Annotated in this window: 18 protein-coding genes; 13 read left to right on the plus strand and 5 right to left on the minus strand. The window is 50.1% G+C overall.

Annotated features, from left to right (window positions below; genetic code table 11):
* Positions 1-431 precede the first annotated feature (431 nt).
* The 6 genes from oppA to Electrica_RS10280 all read left to right on the plus strand — a co-directional run bounded on the left by oppA (position 432) and on the right by Electrica_RS10280 (position 6,896).
* A complete protein-coding gene (gene oppA, locus Electrica_RS10255) occupies positions 432-2,063 on the plus strand; it encodes an oligopeptide ABC transporter substrate-binding protein OppA (protein WP_131047893.1) in 1,632 nt (543 codons plus the stop codon).
* An 84-nt stretch (positions 2,064-2,147) separates the two neighbouring features.
* Positions 2,148-3,068, plus strand: coding sequence for an oligopeptide ABC transporter permease OppB (oppB, locus tag Electrica_RS10260; RefSeq protein ID WP_004863406.1), 921 nt, complete (start codon positions 2,148-2,150; stop codon positions 3,066-3,068).
* 14 nt (positions 3,069-3,082) lie between these two features.
* On the plus strand, positions 3,083-3,991 hold the full coding sequence (oppC, locus tag Electrica_RS10265; RefSeq protein ID WP_141964413.1) for an oligopeptide ABC transporter permease OppC: 909 nt from the start codon (positions 3,083-3,085) through the stop codon (positions 3,989-3,991).
* Between the two features lie 11 nt (positions 3,992-4,002).
* Positions 4,003-5,016 carry an ABC transporter ATP-binding protein gene (gene oppD / locus Electrica_RS10270; protein WP_100682457.1) on the plus strand — a complete coding sequence of 338 codons (1,014 nt, stop codon included), beginning with the start codon at positions 4,003-4,005 and terminating at the stop codon, positions 5,014-5,016.
* Positions 5,013-6,017, plus strand: a complete 1,005-nt coding sequence (oppF, locus tag Electrica_RS10275; RefSeq protein WP_141964414.1) for a murein tripeptide/oligopeptide ABC transporter ATP-binding protein OppF — start codon at positions 5,013-5,015, stop codon at positions 6,015-6,017. Before oppD ends, oppF begins: the two co-directional genes overlap by 4 nt.
* 45 nt (positions 6,018-6,062) lie before the next feature.
* Positions 6,063-6,896, plus strand: a complete 834-nt coding sequence (locus Electrica_RS10280) for an ion transporter (RefSeq protein ID WP_100682459.1) — start codon at positions 6,063-6,065, stop codon at positions 6,894-6,896.
* Positions 6,897-6,976: 80 nt separating this feature from the next.
* Here the strand turns inward: Electrica_RS10280 and Electrica_RS10285 are convergent, their stop codons facing one another.
* Both Electrica_RS10285 and cls read right to left on the minus strand, forming a co-directional pair.
* Positions 6,977-7,306 carry an HI1450 family dsDNA-mimic protein gene (locus Electrica_RS10285; RefSeq protein ID WP_100682460.1) on the minus strand — a complete coding sequence of 110 codons (330 nt, stop codon included), beginning with the start codon at positions 7,304-7,306 and terminating at the stop codon, positions 6,977-6,979.
* Between the two features lie 34 nt (positions 7,307-7,340).
* Complete coding sequence (gene cls, locus Electrica_RS10290; RefSeq protein WP_100682461.1) at positions 7,341-8,801, minus strand: cardiolipin synthase; 1,461 nt, start codon at positions 8,799-8,801, stop codon at positions 7,341-7,343.
* Between the two features lie 144 nt (positions 8,802-8,945).
* Here cls and Electrica_RS10295 point away from each other — a divergent pair, with 144 nt between their 5' ends.
* From Electrica_RS10295 to Electrica_RS10320, 6 genes are all read left to right on the plus strand, one after another.
* On the plus strand, positions 8,946-9,119 hold the full coding sequence (locus tag Electrica_RS10295) for a YciY family protein (protein ID WP_131047894.1): 174 nt from the start codon (positions 8,946-8,948) through the stop codon (positions 9,117-9,119).
* Between the two features lie 492 nt (positions 9,120-9,611).
* On the plus strand, positions 9,612-9,992 hold the full coding sequence (locus Electrica_RS10300) for an RND transporter (protein ID WP_131047895.1): 381 nt from the start codon (positions 9,612-9,614) through the stop codon (positions 9,990-9,992).
* 568 nt (positions 9,993-10,560) lie between these two features.
* On the plus strand, positions 10,561-11,625 hold the full coding sequence (locus Electrica_RS10305) for a sensor domain-containing diguanylate cyclase (RefSeq protein ID WP_141964415.1): 1,065 nt from the start codon (positions 10,561-10,563) through the stop codon (positions 11,623-11,625).
* A gap of 392 nt (positions 11,626-12,017) precedes the next feature.
* Positions 12,018-12,862, plus strand: a protein-coding gene (locus tag Electrica_RS10310; protein ID WP_141963343.1) for an IS5 family transposase whose coding sequence is annotated in 2 segments (ribosomal slippage) — positions 12,018-12,363 and positions 12,363-12,862 — 846 coding nt in all. Because the reading frame shifts where the segments join, the coding sequence is not laid out codon by codon here.
* Between the two features lie 29 nt (positions 12,863-12,891).
* Entirely contained in the window at positions 12,892-13,584 is a 693-nt protein-coding gene (locus Electrica_RS10315; RefSeq protein WP_141964416.1) for an EAL domain-containing protein, read from the plus strand.
* A gap of 8 nt (positions 13,585-13,592) precedes the next feature.
* Entirely contained in the window at positions 13,593-13,913 is a 321-nt protein-coding gene (locus Electrica_RS10320; RefSeq protein ID WP_202395492.1) for a hypothetical protein, read from the plus strand.
* Positions 13,914-14,225: 312 nt separating this feature from the next.
* On the opposite strand, the gene Electrica_RS10325 is transcribed toward Electrica_RS10320, so the two are convergent.
* Positions 14,226-14,522, minus strand: a complete 297-nt coding sequence (locus tag Electrica_RS10325; protein WP_004863379.1) for a YciI family protein — start codon at positions 14,520-14,522, stop codon at positions 14,226-14,228.
* Positions 14,523-14,731: 209 nt separating this feature from the next.
* Here Electrica_RS10325 and tonB point away from each other — a divergent pair, with 209 nt between their 5' ends.
* Positions 14,732-15,475: a TonB system transport protein TonB gene (gene tonB / locus Electrica_RS10330; RefSeq protein WP_141964417.1), complete on the plus strand. Its 744-nt coding sequence runs from the start codon at positions 14,732-14,734 to the stop codon at positions 15,473-15,475.
* A gap of 21 nt (positions 15,476-15,496) precedes the next feature.
* On the opposite strand, the gene Electrica_RS10335 is transcribed toward tonB, so the two are convergent.
* Together Electrica_RS10335 and ghoS are read right to left on the minus strand one after the other, a co-directional pair.
* Complete coding sequence (locus tag Electrica_RS10335; RefSeq protein WP_100683553.1) at positions 15,497-16,369, minus strand: fructosamine kinase family protein; 873 nt, start codon at positions 16,367-16,369, stop codon at positions 15,497-15,499.
* Positions 16,370-16,474: 105 nt separating this feature from the next.
* The gene (gene ghoS / locus Electrica_RS10340) at positions 16,475-16,759 is read right to left on the minus strand and encodes a type V toxin-antitoxin system endoribonuclease antitoxin GhoS (protein WP_131047899.1); all 285 of its coding nucleotides are present in this window, start codon (positions 16,757-16,759) and stop codon (positions 16,475-16,477) included.
* Positions 16,760-16,824 lie beyond the last annotated feature (65 nt).

Raw genomic sequence — 16,824 nt, forward strand, 5'->3', positions numbered from 1 at the left:
GCGGCATCCGCAACAGGTTGTTGAAATTATCTGTATGAAAAATAACATCTTTAATGATTTTTTCGCCAAAAGACAGGGCCAGATAACGGCGTAGAAAAAACCATAAAAGAGAATCCGGTAACATATTTGCAAATTGCATTGGCGGATGATACGACCTTTTGGTACTTTCCGCCGTGATCGCTAACTGAACAAATGCCCATAAATGAGAATCATTATTAAATAACTCGTTGTGGCTGAAACCGCCCCGCGACAGGGGATGAAAGAATCGACGTCAAGGTCGCCGTTTGAGCGGTCGTAATAAATTAAGTCGGTGATAGCAAGCAGTAAACTCTGACAGCAGCATAAACTCCTGCACTGTACAGAATCCCGTATGGGGAAAAGAACAGGCTGGTTAAATAACCAGTAATTATAATGAATGGAGTAACAACACAATGACCATCATCACCAAAAAAAGTCTGGTAGCCGCGGGGATTCTGTCCGCGCTAATTACCGCGAATGTTGCCATGGCAGCGGATGTACCTGCTGGGGTACAGCTGGCGGATAAACAATCGCTGGTACGTAATAATGGCGCGGAAGTGCAATCCCTCGACCCGCATAAAATTGAAGGCGTTCCGGAATCCAACATTAACCGCGATTTGTTTGAAGGGTTAGTGATTGGCGATATTCAAGGCCACCCGATCCCTGGGGTCGCAGAATCCTGGGATAATAAGGATTTTAAAGTCTGGACCTTCCATCTGCGTAAAGATGCGAAATGGTCTGATGGCACGCCGGTTACCGCGCAGGATTTCGTCTATAGCTGGCAGCGTCTGGCGGATCCGAAAACCGCTTCACCTTATGCAAGCTACCTGCAATATGGCCACTTGCTGAATGTGGATGACATTATCGCGGGCAAAAAACCGATCACCGATCTGGGCGTCAAAGCGATTGATGATAAAACCTTCGAAGTCACGCTGAGCGAACCGGTTCCTTATTTCTATAAACTCCTCGTGCACCCATCCGTTTCTCCGGTGCCGAAAGCCGCCATCGAAAAATATGGCGAGAAATGGACCCAGCCAGCTAATATCGTGACCAACGGTGCTTATAAGCTGAAAGACTGGGTTGTTAACGAACGTATTGTGCTTGAACGTAATCCGCAATACTGGGATAACGCAAAAACCGTCATTAATCAGGTCACCTACCTGCCGATCTCTTCCGAAGTGACCGATGTTAACCGCTACCGCAGCGGTGAAATCGACATGACCTATAACAACATGCCGATTGAACTGTTCCAGAAACTGAAAAAAGAGATCCCGCAAGAAGTACACGTTGACCCGTATCTCTGCACCTATTACTACGAAATTAATAACCAGAAAGCACCGTTTACCGATGTGCGCGTCCGTACCGCGCTGAAAATGGCGCTGGATCGCGATATTATCGTGAATAAAGTGAAGAATCAGGGCGACCTGCCGGCCTATAGCTATACGCCGCCGTATACCGATGGCATGAAGGTTGTCAAACCAGAATGGTTTACCTGGTCTCAGGACAAGCGTAACGAAGAGGCGAAAAAACTGCTGGCCGAAGCCGGATATACCGCCGATAAGCCGCTGACCTTTAATTTACTGTATAACACTTCCGACCTGCATAAAAAACTGGCTATTGCCGTCGCCTCTATCTGGAAGAAAAACCTGGGCGCCAACGTCAAGCTGGAAAATCAGGAATGGAAAACCTTCCTCGATAATCGTCATCAGGGGACCTTCGACGTAGCGCGTGCTGGCTGGTGTGCGGATTACAACGAACCGACCTCATTCCTGAATACGATGCTGAGCGACAGCTCAAATAACACCTCTCATTATAAGAGCCCGGCTTTCGATAAAATTATCGCAGAAACATTACAAACTAATGATGACGCGAAGCGTGCAGACCTGTATGCGCAGGCGGAACAGCAGCTCGATAAAGATTCTGTGATCGTGCCGGTCTTCTATTACGTCAACGCCCGTCTGGTTAAACCGTGGGTGGGTGGCTATACCGGTAAAGACCCGTTAGATAATATCTACGTTAAAAATCTTTATATTATCAAACATTAATGGCAATACGTGGGGCAGGCGACGCTTGCCCCACCGTGTCTGAATTCATCGCACTCGATAGGCACAGGCCAGAAGGTACGGGCAATGTTAAAATTTATTTTTCGTCGCTGTCTGGAAGCGATTCCGACGCTATTTATTCTTATTACCATCTCTTTCTTCATGATGCGCCTTGCGCCGGGAAGTCCATTTACCGGTGAACGCACGTTGCCGCCGGAAGTGATGGCGAATATTGAAGCCAAATACCATTTAAACGACCCCATCATGACCCAGTACTTCAATTATCTGAAGCAGCTGGCGCACGGTGATTTCGGTCCCTCTTTTAAATATAAAGACTACTCGGTCAACGATCTGGTGGCGTCGAGCTTCCCGGTTTCCGCTAAATTAGGGCTTGCTGCTTTCCTGCTGGCGGTGGTTCTCGGCGTGACGGCAGGGGTTATTGCGGCCCTGAAGCAGAATACGAAATGGGATTATGCGGTCATGGGGGTGGCAATGACCGGCGTGGTGATACCCAGTTTCGTGGTTGCGCCGCTGCTGGTGATGATCTTCGCCATCACGCTGCACTGGTTGCCCGGCGGCGGCTGGAACGGCGGGGCGCTGAAATTTATGATTCTGCCGATGGTGGCCTTGTCGTTAGCCTATATCGCCAGTATCGCGCGTATTACCCGCGGCTCAATGATTGAGGTCCTGCATTCCAACTTTATCCGCACCGCGCGAGCGAAAGGGCTGCCGATGCGGCGCATTATTTTGCGCCATGCGCTGAAACCCGCTCTGTTGCCGGTTCTTTCTTATATGGGGCCCGCTTTCGTCGGGATCATCACCGGCTCGATGGTTATCGAAACGATCTACGGTCTTCCGGGTATTGGTCAGCTGTTTGTCAATGGCGCGCTTAACCGTGACTATTCGCTGGTGCTGAGCCTGACAATTCTGGTCGGTGCGCTGACTATTCTGTTTAACGCGATTGTTGACGTGCTGTATGCCGTTATCGATCCGAAGATTCGCTATTGAGGCTGGAGTTCGCCATGATGTTAAGTAAGAAAAGCAACGAGGCGTTGGAAAACTTCAGTGAAAAGCTGGAAGTCGAAGGACGTAGTTTGTGGCAGGATGCCCGCCGTCGCTTCATGCATAACCGTGCCGCCGTGGCCAGCCTGATTGTGCTGGTGATTATCGCGCTGTTTGTGACTATTGCGCCGATGGTGTCGCAGTTCTCCTACTTCGATACCGACTGGGGCATGATGTCCAGTGCGCCGGATACGACATCCAGCCACTACTTTGGTACCGACTCTTCCGGCCGCGACCTGCTGGTTCGCGTCGCTATCGGCGGGCGCATCTCGCTGATGGTCGGGGTGGCCGCGGCGCTGGTGGCGGTGGTTCTCGGTACGCTCTACGGCTCACTTTCCGGCTACCTGGGCGGCAAAGTCGATTCTGTGATGATGCGCCTGCTGGAGATCCTCAACTCCTTCCCGTTTATGTTCTTCGTTATCCTGCTCGTCACCTTCTTTGGCCAGAACATCCTGCTGATTTTCGTTGCCATCGGGATGGTCTCCTGGCTGGATATGGCGCGTATTGTTCGCGGCCAGACGCTGAGCCTGAAGCGCAAAGAGTTTATCGAAGCGGCGCAGGTCGGCGGTGTTTCAACATTCAGTATTGTGGTTCGTCATATCGTGCCTAACGTACTGGGTGTGGTGGTGGTGTACGCCTCGCTGCTGGTACCGAGCATGATCCTGTTTGAATCCTTCTTAAGCTTCCTTGGTCTGGGGACTCAGGAACCCCTGAGCAGCTGGGGGGCATTGCTCAGCGATGGCGCGAACTCTATGGAAGTGTCGCCGTGGCTGCTGCTGTTCCCGGCGGGTTTCCTGGTGGTGACGCTGTTCTGTTTTAACTTTATCGGCGATGGCCTGCGTGATGCCCTCGACCCGAAAGATCGCTAAGGAGCGCCGTCATGAACACAATTGAAACGGCAAAAGCGCCGCAGGCACAGCAACAATCTGGCCTGCTGCTGGATGTCAAAGATCTCCGCGTCACGTTCAAAACGCCGGATGGCGATGTCACGGCGGTGAACGACCTCAATTTTAACCTGCGGGCCGGGGAAACGCTGGGCATCGTTGGCGAATCGGGGTCCGGTAAGTCGCAGACCGCGTTTGCTTTAATGGGCCTGCTGGCCTCCAACGGTCAGATTGGCGGGTCGGCGCTGTTTAACGGCCGCCAGATTCTCAATCTGCCGGAGCGCGATCTGAATAAGCTTCGCGCCGAACAAATTTCAATGATATTCCAGGACCCGATGACCTCCCTGAACCCGTATATGCGGGTGGGTGAGCAGCTGATGGAAGTCCTGATGTTGCATAAAAGTCTGGGAAAAGCCGAAGCGTTTGAAGAGTCGGTGAAAATGCTGGATGCGGTAAAGATGCCGGAAGCGCGCAAGCGCATGAAAATGTATCCGCACGAGTTCTCCGGCGGGATGCGCCAGCGCGTGATGATTGCGATGGCGTTGCTGTGCCGGCCTAAACTGCTGATTGCCGATGAGCCGACCACCGCTCTGGATGTCACGGTCCAGGCGCAAATCATGACCCTGTTGAACGAGCTTAAGCGCGAGTTCAATACGGCGATCATTATGATTACCCACGATCTCGGCGTTGTCGCCGGGATCTGCGACAAAGTGCTGGTGATGTATGCCGGGCGAACCATGGAATACGGCATGGCGCGGGATGTCTTTTATCATCCTTCGCATCCGTACTCTATCGGCTTGCTGAATGCGGTTCCGCGTCTGGACGCCGAGGGCGAGTCGCTGTTGACCATTCCGGGCAACCCGCCAAACTTGCTGCGCCTGCCGAAAGGTTGCCCGTTCCAGCCGCGTTGCCCGCACGCAATGGAGATTTGTTATAGCGCTCCACCTCTGGAGGAGTTTGCACCGGGCCGCCTGCGCGCCTGCTTTCAACCAGTCGGGGATCTGCTATGAACGCCGTTACGGAACAAAGAAAAGTCCTGCTCGAAATTGCCGATCTGAAGGTCCACTTTGATATTAAGGATGGCAGGCAATGGTTCTGGCAGCCGGCCAAAACGCTGAAAGCGGTGGATGGCGTCACGCTGCGTCTCTACGAGGGCGAAACGCTGGGGGTGGTCGGGGAATCCGGCTGCGGTAAATCGACCTTTGCCCGGGCGATTATTGGTCTGGTGAAGGCGACCGACGGTAAAGTCGCCTGGCTTGGCAAAGATCTGCTGGGCATGAAGCAGGAAGAGTGGCGCGATGTTCGCAGCGATATCCAGATGATCTTCCAGGATCCGCTGGCTTCGCTGAACCCACGTATGACGATCGGTGAAATTATTGCCGAGCCGCTGCGCACCTATCATCCAAAAATGTCGCGTCAGGAAGTGCGTGACCGCGTGAAAGCGATGATGATGAAAGTGGGTCTGTTGCCGAACCTGATTAACCGCTATCCGCACGAGTTTTCCGGCGGGCAGTGTCAGCGTATCGGTATCGCTCGTGCGCTGATCCTTGAGCCGAAGCTGATTATCTGCGATGAGCCGGTCTCGGCGCTGGACGTCTCGATTCAAGCGCAGGTTGTTAACCTGCTGCAGCAGCTGCAGCGAGAAATGGGCCTGTCGCTGATCTTTATCGCCCACGATCTGGCGGTGGTGAAGCATATTTCCGATCGCGTTCTGGTGATGTATCTGGGCCATGCGGTAGAGCTGGGCACGTATAATGAGGTGTACCACAATCCGCTGCACCCCTATACCAAAGCGCTGATGTCCGCGGTGCCGATTCCAGACCCGGATCTGGAAAAGAACAAAACCATACAGCTGCTGGAAGGGGAGCTGCCGTCGCCGATAAACCCGCCGTCGGGGTGTGTTTTCCGTACGCGTTGCCCCATCGCCGGGCCAGAATGCGCGAAAACGCGGCCGGTGCTGGAGGGGAGTTTCCGACATGCGGTTTCCTGCCTGAAGGTAGACCCGTTATAATCTCTGGGGCTGACGCAGGTCAGCCCTTTTTTTGCGAGGTTAAACGTGGTTGTTAATTTTCACGCCGCTCGCCAGCGGCTGTATCATCTGCTCTTCGATCAAACCCGTCTTTCCGGACGACGATTTGAAGGTCTGTGCGGTCTTTTTGCGCTGTTGAGCGTGCTGGTGATTTTTATTGAGTCCGGTCTGGGCACGCAATATCACCTGACGTTTGATGAGTGGCATATTTTTGTCTGGCTGGAGCTGTTTGTCACCGTTGTTTTTACCCTCGAGTATTTCCTGCGTATTATCAGCTGGCCAAAACCCTTCAGCTATATTTTCAGCTTTTGGGGGGTGATCGATTTAGCCACTATCCTGCCGATGTATGTGATGTGGATGTGGCCGGAAATGGGCCTCAATTATGTCTTTGCGTGGCGGGCGATGCGGGCGATTCGCTGCTTGCGTATTCTTAAGCTGCTGCGTTTTATGCCGTCATTGAATATTTTCTGGGCGGCTATCGTCAGCGCCCGCCATCAGCTGATCCTCTTTTATTCCTTTATTGCCATCGTGATGGTTATCTTTGGATCGCTGATGTACCTGATTGAGGGGCCGCAATACGGGTTTACCACCTTAAATGCATCGGTCTATTGGGCAATTGTGACCATTACGACGGTAGGGTATGGCGATATTACGCCGCATACGCCGATCGGCAGAATTCTGGCCTCGATTCTGATCTTAATCGGCTATTCCATTATCGCCATTCCGACAGGGCTTATCACCACGCATATGACCAGCGCATGGCAACATCGCCGTGCACGCGCGTGTTCAAACTGTCAGCACGCCGCGCATGATGAAAATGCGCGTTTCTGCAACGCCTGCGGGAGTGAACTGCCGAAATAGTCATCGTCGCGGAGAAAAATAAAACGGCAGGCGGTGTGGCGACCGTCTGCCGTTTTTTATTGCTTCAGTGAGGGCGTTGTTTATTCACGCCACAGAATATGGCACAGCTTGTGGTCCTTTTCGCGGCACAGCAGAACGCGCGCGAAGATATCGTTAATTTCACCGCCATCGGTATCGGCAAGACCAATCACGACTTCGGCGAAAAAGTCCGGGTTAAGGTCGTAATCGACATGCTCTTCCCAGTCCGGCGCGGGGTCGAACAGCTCGGCGCCGCCGCGTTCTTCAAACTGCAGGTTAAACAGAATGACATCCGCCGGATCGAGGTTGTCGACAGCCAGCTCCAGGAAGATGTCATAAGCTTGTTCAAGCGTCTCGTCTTCGGTCAGGCGATTGTTTAAATCCATATCCATGATTGCTACCCATTCAACATCTGATTGGCACGTTTTACAGCAACGGACTGAAGAAGTAAAACAGTCGCTCGGTGATCCGCTGCCAGAGCGGTCGTTTTAACCACTGCCGGGCGTCCAGCAGGCGCGAACGAGAAATATAATCGTCCTGAACGGCGGCCAGATCGCCGCCGAATCCGACGTCGTCAATGACCAGCGTGATTTCGAAATTAAGCCACAGACTGCGCATATCGAGATTCACGGTACCGACCAGGCTGAGCTCGCCGTCGACCAGAACGCTTTTGGTATGCAGCAGGCCGCCTTCAAACTGATAAATTTTAACTCCGGCCGCCAGCAGCTCGGTGAAGAAGGCCCGGCTGGCCCAGCCAACCAGCAGCGAATCATTCTTACGCGGCAGGATAATGCTGACGTCGACCCCGCGTTGCGCCGCGGTACAGATCGCATGCAGCAGATCGTCGCTGGGCACGAAGTAAGGGGTGGTCATTATCAGATATTCTTTGGCGGAATAGGCAGCGGTGAGTAGCGCCTGATGAATCAGGTCTTCCGGGAAACCGGGGCCAGAGGCAATGGTATGAATCGTGTGCCCGCTGGCTTCTTCAAAGGGCATAATATTGAGATCCGGCGGCGGCGGTAAAATACGCTTGCCGGTTTCAATCTCCCAGTCGCAGGAGTAGACGATGCCCATTGCCGTGGCGACCGGGCCTTCCATACGCGCCATCAGGTCAATCCACTGACCGACGCCAGAATCCTGTTTAAAGAAGCGCGGGTCGACCATGTTCATACTGCCGGTATAGGCAATATAGTTATCAATCATCACCATTTTGCGGTGCTGGCGTAAATCCATGCGGCGCAGAAAAACACGCATCAGGTTAACCTTCAGCGCTTCAACAACCTCGATACCGGCGTTACGCATCATGGCGGCCCACGGGCTGCGGAAAAAGGCGACGCTGCCGGCGGAATCGAGCATCAGCCGGCAGTGGACGCCGCGCCGTGCCGCGGCCATCAGCGATTCCGCGACCTTATCGGCCATGCCGCCGGGTTGCCAGATGTAGAACACCATCTCTATATTGTGCCGCGCCAGCTGGATATCGCGCATCAGCGCCTGCATCACGTCATCAGACTCGGTCAGGAGCTGCAGCTGATTGCCCTTTACACCGGCGATCCCCTGACGGCGTTCGCAGAGCTTAAACAGCGATGCGGCGACCGGGCTGTTATCCTCGGCAAAAATATGTTTGCAGGCTTTGAGATCGTTAAGCCATTTGGCGGTCGAGGGCCACATCGCCCGGGCCCGCTCCGCACGACGTTTGCCCAGATGCAGTTCGCCAAATGAGAGATAGGCAATAATACCGACCAGCGGAAGAATGTAGATAATCAGCAACCACGCCATTGCTGAAGGTACGGCGCGCCGTTTCATCAGAATACGTAACGTTACACCGGCGATGAGTAACCAGTAACCGAGGATGACCAGCCAGTTCACCACCGTGTAAAAGGTTGTCATAGATGAAAAATCCTTTTGAATAACTCTATGTCATGAGTTTACGCATCAACATCCATCTGGCAAATAAAAACGCAGCGAAAGCGTTGGTTAGCCAGATTCATGGGTCTATAATGTGGTCTGTTTTTCACTTGTAGAGTAGTAGCAATGAAGCGTAGTAGAACGGAAGTAGGGCGCTGGCGCATGCTAAGACAGGTGAGTCGCCGCAAGTCCCGCTGGCTGGAAGCCCAATCGCGCCGCAACATGCGCATCCTCTCCATCAGGAAGGAACTGGTGAAACGACAACGTAGTTCCCTGCTGTTTGTCCTCACTGAGTACTGATCTAAAAGGCACCTTTTACGGTGCCTCTGTTGTTTTGCTGCCGGACGGTCGCAAAACACCGCCCGCAGTGTAGAAGAATTGCTGACCAAAACGAAGCGTTACCTTCATCCCTGGCCCTGTCTTCCATCATCACTTGCTCTACCCCGGTTACGTTGCAGGGACCTCAGGACCAGGCGATGGGTGGCGGGTTTAACGGCCCGCTTCAGGAGCCTGGGTGAGGGCGGTGGTTAATCGGCCAACAGCAGAAAAAATCAAGCGATTATTCAACGCTGAAAACCTGTTATCAGGGCAGATTGTCATCAGTTAAAAAATCCCCCGCAGATACGCCATGGGAAAAATGGCCAGGTTCAGGATTCATGCCATCACCCATACGCGCAACCCGATATTGCGCTGATTCAAACCACCTTACAAAAAAACACATAATTTAACCACGATGCTTCCTGTTAAATCATATAGTTAAGATGTACTTTCGTTGATTCGCTGGATATCATAATGAAATTAAAAGGTTTGTTATTTGCCGGGGTCATCCTGATTTCAATGACTGAGGTAACTTATGCCTCTGACTGCGAACCTAACAATATGGGAGGCCAGGTCTGCGTTAATGATGACGGGACAACATCTGACAGCATCCCAAATGAGATTAATGGGTTGGATACCTATTCCAGCGATGGACAATGGTCAAGCACGACACCGGATGGTGCTGGCACGAATGAAGCCATTGATGGCTCAACATTGTCACCCCAGGATGAGACAATCAGCTCCTCATCCGGGCAATCAGATAGCGCGCTGATCGGCAAAGACTGGAATTCCGCATCAAACATTCAGTCAGATGGCGCGGCTACCTCCAGCGCAGCTCTGGCTAATTCCCGGTGAATATCCGCAGTTGCGTCCGGGGATGCGCTGTCGCTCCGGACGCCGGGTCGGCCAGGGCCGCAGGCCGCCGCAAAAGAGCCGGTTGCAGATGCGATCGGAGCAGGGGAAGACGATTGACAAATAGTCCCCGGCGCAATGCGACGATAAAACCCCTGGCAGAGGGACTCCGGGGAAATCGTTCATGGCAATGTTGCTGTGTCCATAACAAAATAATTTGTAGTAAAGGATAGATAACTGCAGGTGGGGCTGTACTGGTCGTATGTTATGCTGTTTTTTTATCACTCCTACCAAAATTGGTAAATTAACAGAGTTTAATGTTGTACGGCTTTGATTTCCTGGCAACTAACACTACGAAAAGAGGTTTTTGTTTGATAAGCACAGGTATAAGAAAGTATAAAATAAACACCGATACCAAATCTGATTATCAGTATGTTTATTATTCATTGATATGAGACCTTGTAAATTGCACGTTCATATTATAATTTTAAAATCGTTATGCAAGTTTTCACCTTGGAATTTAGAGGGTTAACTGGATGGCCGACGCTAAGTAATTCATAATGGATACACCATGTTAAAAAACTTTCCTGATGAAAAATACATTTCTGACAGAAATGCATCCTTTATTAAACGAGTGTATCTTCTGCGTCAGGTAGGGGTCATACTTTGTTTCATTCCTATATATTCAGTGCTTGAAGAACAATCACATCATAAAATAACAATTGCCTTGCTGATTCTGAATGCGCTGACCTGGCCATCCATTGCTTACATTGCCAGTATTATGTCGAAGGACATGCTCAATACTGAAAAAAAGAACATGATACTTGATTCGTGTTGGGCTGGTATGTGGATTGCAGTAATGCAAGTGAGTCCGATTCCATCAATATTCATTGTCTCAATTCAAATAGCAGATCGTTATGCCGCGGGTGGCTGGAGGATTTTAAAACCAGCGTTATTATGTATGCTCCTCAGTTTTACACTAATATGGTTGTTGAATGATTTTAATTATACGACTGAATTTAGCACGAGGACGGTATGGTTCTCTTTGCCGCTGGTTACATGTTATCCCATACTCTTGAGTGTTGTTTCGAGACGGCTATCTATAAAATTGAGAAAAAGGAGAGAGTTACTGGAAAAACAAGCGCTTATGGATCCAGGATTAGACCTTCCCAATCGTCGGTTTTTTGAGCAAAAAATGGAAGGGGCTTTCAGGGCGACGCGAAAAAAACGCATATTGTCATATCTTCTTCTCATTGATGTGGATAATTTTAAATACATCAACGATACCTACGGTCATGAAGTAGGTGATGCAGTATTATCTCGCATATCAACAATACTAAGAGAGTGTGCAGGTGCGCAGGATATTCCTGCAAGATTTGGTGGGGATGAGTTAGCGGTTATTGTTAACAACAGTAATGATCAGCTTGTTTTAGCGATGGTTCATGCAATTCAGGAACGAATCGAGGTCCTTTCCTTACCTTCTCATAAAGATATTTCTTGTACTGTCAGTATCGGTATTTCATGTGCTAAAAACAAAACGTCAATTATTAGCTGGATTAAGGAAGCGGATGAAATGCTTTATGAGGTTAAGCGTAATGGCAAAAATGGATTTTGCATGAAAAGTAATAAAAAATAATGTAATTAGCCATCTCTTAACTAGATAAAATATAAACATTAAGGATTATTAATGAGCAAAACTGGTAACAGCCATGCCTTTTTCTAAAGAACACTGATACAAACAGCGAATGTTGTCAGGAATTTGCCGGTCAACTGGTTGGTTGTAACCAGTTGATTTCATTATCCATGATAATGAAATCGTGTTTCTCTTATTGCCATAAAACCCCATCAATTCAAATGACCGATCGATTATTGCATTGTGATAGTTTTCACAAATCGTTCAATCTTTATCGATCATTTTAAACTATTTCTCTTTTATTTTTATTTGTGACAGGATTAGGATTATTCCTAGGCTGTGTCCCTTAATCGTCTGAGCTATAGTAACCATCTGTTTCTACAACATATTGAACTATGGCCCGCTACGACCTTCCCGATGAAGCATGGGATATCATCCAGCCTTTACTGCCCGCTCAACCTGCAACACCACGGGCCGGACGCCCATGGGCGGAGCATCGTATGATCATCAATGGCATGTTCTGGGTGTTGTGCTCTGGTGCCCCATGGCGTGATTTACCTGAACGATACGGCCCATGGAAAACCGTATATAACCGCTTTAACCGGTGGTCTAAGTCGGGTGTGATTAATATTATTTTCAACAGGTTGCTTTCTTCTCTTGATGCTCACGGCCTCGTTGACTGGTCAGCTACTGCGCTGGATGGCAGCAATATCCGGGCACTCAGGTGCGCCGCCGGCGCGCAAAAAAACATCCCGATATCGCCGGAGATCATGGGCTGGGTCGCTCTCGCGGTGGTTTTGGCACCAAAATCCATATGGCGACGGATGCAGGCGGTCTCCCGTTAAATATCGTGCTGAGTCCCGGACAGGCTCACGAAAGCCAGTTCGCATTACGCCTTCTGGACGGAATTGGTGTTCAGCGCCAGAACGGCAGCATGAAACGTCGTGGTTATGCGGTGCTGGCTGACAAAGCCTACTCAGGACATGCGCTTCGCAATGAGCTGAAACGAAAAGGGATAAAAGTGGTTATCCCGCGGAAATCTAATGAAAAAATGGCAGCAGATGGTCGTTCACAGCTTGATCGTGATGCTTATCGTAATCGCAACGTTGTTGAGCGGTGTTTTGGCTGTCTGAAAGAATACCGTCGCATTGCCACGCGTTACGACAAAACGGCGAGGAATTATCTGGCGATGGTGAAACTGGGTTGCATTAGACTGTTTTACAAAAAATTATGCAATTAAAGGACACAGCCTAGTTCCGGTGTTTTTTAATGATAAAGAACAAGATGGAAATAGAATCCTATAGCTTTGTTTTAGAGCCATCTTACAAAAAAGATGGTTCTGTTCACTCTTGGGAAATTCTAACGAAGAAAGTAAATAAAAAGAATTTCAATGATGATCTGCCTAATGAAAAGGTTTTTTGTTTCAGTTCATTAAACGAAAAGGAAATAATTGATGTATTTAATAAGCAGTTATTGACAATTGCTGAAATCGACCCTTTGTTCTTAAATGACAGGCCGGTATCATTGAATGTTGATAGCCTTATCAGTGATTATATATTAAACGACAGATATGTAAGTGATTACATAAAAAAGCAAAAAAATATTACTGTCGAGATCCACGAGGATTTTCACGAGTTTAAGCACCCGAGCTGTATGGCTGAGTTAACGCAACTGTCCACATTGTGTCCAGTATGGTTGGATGATTTTGGCCGAGGACTGACAAGCATAAAGGTTATTGAATCATTTGAATTTGAATGTATAAAAATAGACAAGGATTACTTTTGGGAGATTCAAAACGATAATGATTTTACAGCGATATTAGGGAAAATAAAATCGTATTGTGACTTTGTCATCGTTGAGGGAGTTGAAACAATAGAGCAAAAAAATAAGGTTTTTTCTGTTATTGATAGTGCTTGCCAGGGACGGTTATGGAAAGGTGATTACTACTACATTGAGTGTTAATAAAAATCATGAAAAGTGAAAATAAATGCCCATTTTGCGGCGCTAATTTAATTACTGAAGACCATTGCCATAGTTGCAACGCATTCCAGATTAAAGGGTATGTTTCAAGAGAAGCGCGTAGAAGAATTAAGCTGATATCTGCCTGCGTGTCCTTGATAATCGGGCTGGTTGCAGCTTTCATCGCATTTCTGGCATCTGTTGATATTGGCGTATATATTTTAATACTTGTTTTTTCTGTTGTTTTTTTGTTCGCGCTTAATCGACTTCTGTTTACAAAAGAAGTAAAAAAAGGGAAGGTGGTCTGGAAGCGAGCGATGGTTGCATGGTAGGAAGCACATTAAAATAGTGACAACAAGATTATAATATCGATACCTATTCAGTGCTATCGACTATTTGAACTAACGCTCTGGATTTTCGATGTTTTGGTCATTGAACAATAACTATAAGACCGTGCAAAATTTTTTGCGCGGCTTGTGACTGGGCAACGCGTCGGCACAGGGCCACCTGTGGTCTGCAAGTGAAAGTCAGGGCATAGATAAAGGATTTTTAGACCCTGCGACCGCGATAAAATCGACTTAACTACGGCCTGATAGAGAGTTGATAACGCCATGCTATTGATACACACGGCGTTATACAGGGCTTTAAAATACCTTCTTATAAGGCTTCACGGAGACGTTCTGGTAAACGCCAGCCGCGATGTAAGGGTCATCATTTGCCCATGCTTTTGCGACTTCCAGCGATTCGAATTCCGCAATGACCGTTGAACCAGTAAACCCGGCGGCGCCAGGTTCATTACTGTCGACGGCAGGCATTGGACCGGCGGTCAACAGGCGACCTTCATCTTGTAATAGCTGCAAACGTGCCAGGTGGGCGGGACGTACCGACAAGCGCTTTTCCAGAGAATCGGCAATGTCTTCAGCGTAGATAACGTAAAGCACGGCAAGGCTCCTTATCAATAAACAGGCGAATCACGTTAAGTGAATCCGCCGTTGACTGCAATGCAAAGATGCGCGCTGGCTTAAAATGCCGTGTTTCAGGATTTTTTCCGACAAAAAGGGGCAAATTTTGACGCAAGATAACAAGGCTTATTGAATATGATTGCTATTTGCATTTAAAATCGAGGCATCATTTTTCAACAGAAACGACTATGAGCGCAATGACCCTTGATTTACCTCGCCGCTTCCCGTGGCCGACGCTGCTGTCCGTGGCTATCCACGGTGCCGTTGTGGCGGGGTTGCTTTATACCTCGGTACATCAGGTTATTGAACAGCCCTCTCCCTCGCAACCGATCGAAATTACGATGGTTGCACCGGCAGACCTTGAACCGCCACAGGCCGCACAACCGGTAGTGGAGCCCGTTGTTGAACCGGAGCCTGAGCCGGAGGTCGTGCCGGAACCCGAGCCGCCAAAAGAAGCGCCGGTCGTCATTCACAAGCCCGAAGCCAAACCTAAACCGAAGCCTAAACCGAAGCCGAAGCCAGAGAAGAAGGTCGAACAGCCGAAACGTGATGTGAAACCGGCGGAAACGCGCGCGGCTTCACCGTTTGAAACGACCAATACGGCGCCGGCGCGTACGCAGCCGAACTCCGCGCCAGCCATGGCGAAACCCACCCAGACCGCGCCGAGCGGCCCGCGAGCGCTGAGCCGCAACCAGCCGTCATACCCGACACGTGCACAGGCGCTGCGCATCGAAGGTTCTGTTCGCGTCAAGTTTGATGTCACGCCGGATGGGCGCGTGGATAACATAGAAATTCTCTCCGCACAGCCAGCCAATATGTTTGAACGGGATGTGAGAAACGCGCTGCGCAAATGGCGCTATGAAGTGGGCAAGCCGGGAACCGGCGTCACCATGACGATCAAATTCCGTCTGAAGGGCGTTGAGATAAGCTAACCGCGTTGTAATCAGGCCCCCTCAGGGGGCCTTTTCCGTTAAGACCGCATCCAGCGCTTTCTGCGCCGTCACCAGATGCTGGCCGCCGAACAAAATCGCCCGGTTTAACAACGTGTAGAGCTGATAAACCGGCTGACGTTCAAGAAAGTCAGCGGGCAGCGGCGATATCGACTGGTAGCCATCGTAGATCTGCGGCGGCTGTTCAGGGTGCAGCGGCAGCATCGCCAGATCGCACTCTCTGTCTCCCCAGTAACAGGCGGGATCGAAAATGTAGGGGCCGTTTGGTCCTAGCGCGCAATTTCCCGACCACAAATCCCCATGCAGCAGTGACGGTTGAGGCTGGTGATTGCTCAGGCGCTGCTGCACATTATCGACGATGCTGTCGATGTCACCGAAGTTGAGCCCTTTTTCGGCAGCCAGCTCCAGCTGCCAGCCGATACGCTGTTCGGCAAAAAAAGTCGACCAGCGGCGTTGCCAGGCGTTCGGCTGCGGTGTAGTGGAAAGATCGTTATCAAAATCCAGCCCAAACTGCGGCTGATCGCTCCACTGATGCAAGTGCGCAATATGCTGACCGAGTAAGAAGGCGTTGTGCGCGTCCAGCGGGCGAGGGGGCAGATACTCCATGACCAGGAAACTGTAGTCGCGATCGCTGCCAACAGCATAAACCTGCGGAACGCTAACGGTTTTACTCCGCGACAGCAGCTCGAGCTGATCTGCTTCAGCGGTAAAGATAGGCAGCAGTTCTCGCTCATCACATTTAACAAAGTAGTCCCGTCCGCCGAAACGTAAGTGCCAGGCCGCATGAATTTCGCCGCCGGGCAGTTCGTTGCGGAGTTCGATTTCAGCGGTTTCGGTATGCCAGTCGCTTAACAACGTGCTGATAGCTTGCCACATGCTGTCTCTCCCCTTGTTTTCCACCATTTCATAAGGTTAGCCCATAACCCCGGTGTAAAATTCGAACTGACGCACAACTGGCGCGCTCCGCTGCGCGAATCGCACTTATTGAGCTTTCAACCACTCCGCAAATGTGGTGACGGTAACGTCGACGGGGCGGCCCAGCGCTGTTTCCGCCAGTCCGGCGCTAAGCGCTTTGACCTCGTCGGCGCTTTGCCCGGAAATCAGGCCAAAGGTATTCGTCCCCAGTTCATGGACCTTACCGTTTTCGTCATTCAGCACGAGAGTAAATCCTGCGCGGGTGAGATGATTACTTAGCTCGTTAATTTCGGTCAGCGTCTCTTCCTGAAAGTTGACCGTGACGACGCGGGTAACAATTTCTGTGCTCATTTTTCACCCTGTTGTAATCCATGGAATTTTCAGCATAGACCATGATGATGATTTGGCGACTCCCT

Origin of the sequence: Klebsiella electrica (assembly GCF_006711645.1) — a bacterium.
Classification (GTDB): domain Bacteria; phylum Pseudomonadota; class Gammaproteobacteria; order Enterobacterales; family Enterobacteriaceae; genus Klebsiella; species Klebsiella electrica.